This is a genomic window from Pseudomonas sp. Colony2, from assembly GCF_019382755.1.
Taxonomy (GTDB): Bacteria; Pseudomonadota; Gammaproteobacteria; order Pseudomonadales; family Pseudomonadaceae; genus Aquipseudomonas.
Genome location: NZ_CP080030.1, coordinates 3,397,946 through 3,400,119, shown reverse-complemented (window position 1 = coordinate 3,400,119; position 2,174 = coordinate 3,397,946). Strand labels below are relative to the sequence as shown.

1 protein-coding gene and 1 pseudogene are annotated in these 2,174 nt (G+C 56.9%); both read right to left on the bottom strand.

Features of this window, described 5'->3' with window-relative positions:
- Positions 1 to 393 (bottom strand): annotated as a pseudogene (locus JV201_RS13435) (tail fiber domain-containing protein); the annotation flags it as partial.
- A gap of 1,101 nt (positions 394 to 1,494) precedes the next feature.
- Positions 1,495 to 2,174, bottom strand: a 680-nt coding sequence (locus tag JV201_RS13430; RefSeq protein ID WP_219407066.1) for a DUF1983 domain-containing protein, incomplete at its 5' end; no start/stop codon positions are given.

Genomic DNA, 2,174 nt, shown 5'->3' with positions numbered 1-2,174 from the left:
CCCCAAGCCGAGGCCGTTGCGTGCTGCGGCCTGTGTGCTGCCCCCGGTACCACCTTTCGCCACGGGCACGATGTTTTCCGTGGACACCGAACCCAGGCCGGCAAGTGTTGCGCCCCATTGCTGAATCATCGCCCGGGCTTGGTCGGCCAGATCCTTGGTATACCCCTGCACTGGTGTCAGCGCATAAACGCCGGCGGCGTTGGTGGCGCTTCGATAGTTTGGCGTGATGGAAAGCGCGKTATTGCTYGCRATGTTGGTGATTTCGTACCACCCACCATCAGGCCCAAGGAAMGCATCCCCTACCCGGCTGTTTGCCAGGAAAGCCGTRCCGGTGCCAATGACCGCGTTTGAGTTCAAAGTTACAGAAACTGTGCCGGCTCGATACCAGGGCATGTTTATCTCCAGATAGCATTAAACCCGCCAACGAATCAGGCGAGCRCTAGTTAATTAAGTGTTGGAGGCGCGGCGGTGTTACTGAACGATTCTTCCGACCATCACGGTAAGGCCGGTGACAATGGCGTTTTGAGTGGAGATCATGCCGAGAGTAAGAATYCTGCTCGGGTARTTCCACATAGCCGCAATTTGACGACTCGCAGTGCCGGCGGCGATRGTCACCGACCTCATGGTCAARTTGTTTATAAGCATGTATTCGTCTTCWGCCATGTTGAACTGGGAGTTGAAGTAGGCGATTGAAACCCCCTGTCCGGTKGAGCCACTGCCCGCGTACGTCCAGTTGTTGCTAGACCGGACAAACAGAGCAGACGGGGTGCCGGAGTCAAAGATGACGTTGCGGTTTGCATCCCGCAGGCGGGCACCGTAGGTAGCCAGAGCCTGAGCWACGAAGGTCGCAACAAACCAGCGCCCCACCGGCYTGATCGTGTACATGTTGAAGATGCGCACACGAAACCCGGTCCAGTTTCCCGGCGAGCCAAATATTTCAAGGTTGCTCATCCCGATAATRCCCGCGGCACTGTCGGGYCTKATAAAAACAAGSGGCTGCTCYTGAGTKGTAATSGGTGATGGGAAGTAAGTAGACGAGGAGTCTCCATTCTCCTCGGTGCCTACGTACCGACCTTTGTAGAGAACGACCAGCCTGGAGAATTCAGAATCGAGAATAATTCGATCRTCATCRGCAGACTTGAACATCAGGCCATATGAATCCGCCATGYTATTTGAACCTCGTMACGACCAGTCGCTGCCGCGTTATTGTTATTGCAGAGTTCCCGTAAGGATCWCCTCTGATCGTTCGCCACACCCTGACGAACCCGTTAAAAACCTCGGGYTCMAGYTGAGCATCCTGCAAAGCRTTCAGGCTCTGTACGGGCATCACAAACGCCGCCGCGTTTTGAGGGGTGATACCCGCAACAGCAAGGTCCACATACTTCGTRGACCARAACTGMGGCTGCATWATTTCGGAGTAGACRACYCTCATCGTGAACGAGTTTTCATCGATCTCGATGGCCCCRGTTGGTCCTTTGACCCGCATCCCGAAATTCATACGGAAAGCCTCCCGACCGTCACCCGATCAATATCGTTCGCGTCATAGACGGTCAGACCGTTGTTGTTGAGCAAGGTGGATCCGTCAGCGCCCGTGCTTCGCAGCGTGAATGTGCCGGCCTTGACGTTGATCTCCAGGAGCGGACGACCTTTAGCGTCAACCGCCTCAGAGCGCAGCGTCATGCCCAGCACGATTTCCTGAATAAACGCCCGACTGATCAGCGCGGTGTCGATAACCACCTGCCCGTTCTGCACCACAAACGGCGTAACGAATCCGCCGCCGGCCAGGGTGTTCACCACCGCGAAACGGTCAGCACTCACCAGGAACTGGCTTTGCAGCARACCATCAGCATTTTGCTCGATGCCAAGCCCGATGCCGGCGGCCACGTACTGGCCGTTTTGGTTGACCTGCATCTTCACCGCCCACATCGTGGACAGCTTGCCGTCGGTGTCCGCCTGGGCYTTSGCCGTGATCTGGATCGCYGCCTGGTTCTTCCACTCGCTGAGCGCGCTGGCCAGATCACCCTCATCTGTGCCATCGCGCCCGCCACCGATCACGGCCTGCAACGTGGTGGTTTGGGAGGCGAYMGCGCTKTTGGTATCGGCCAGAGACTGGGTAACCGTCWGGACGGCTGCGGAGTTCTCATCCACCTTCGCTTGCGTGGTATCGACTCTTT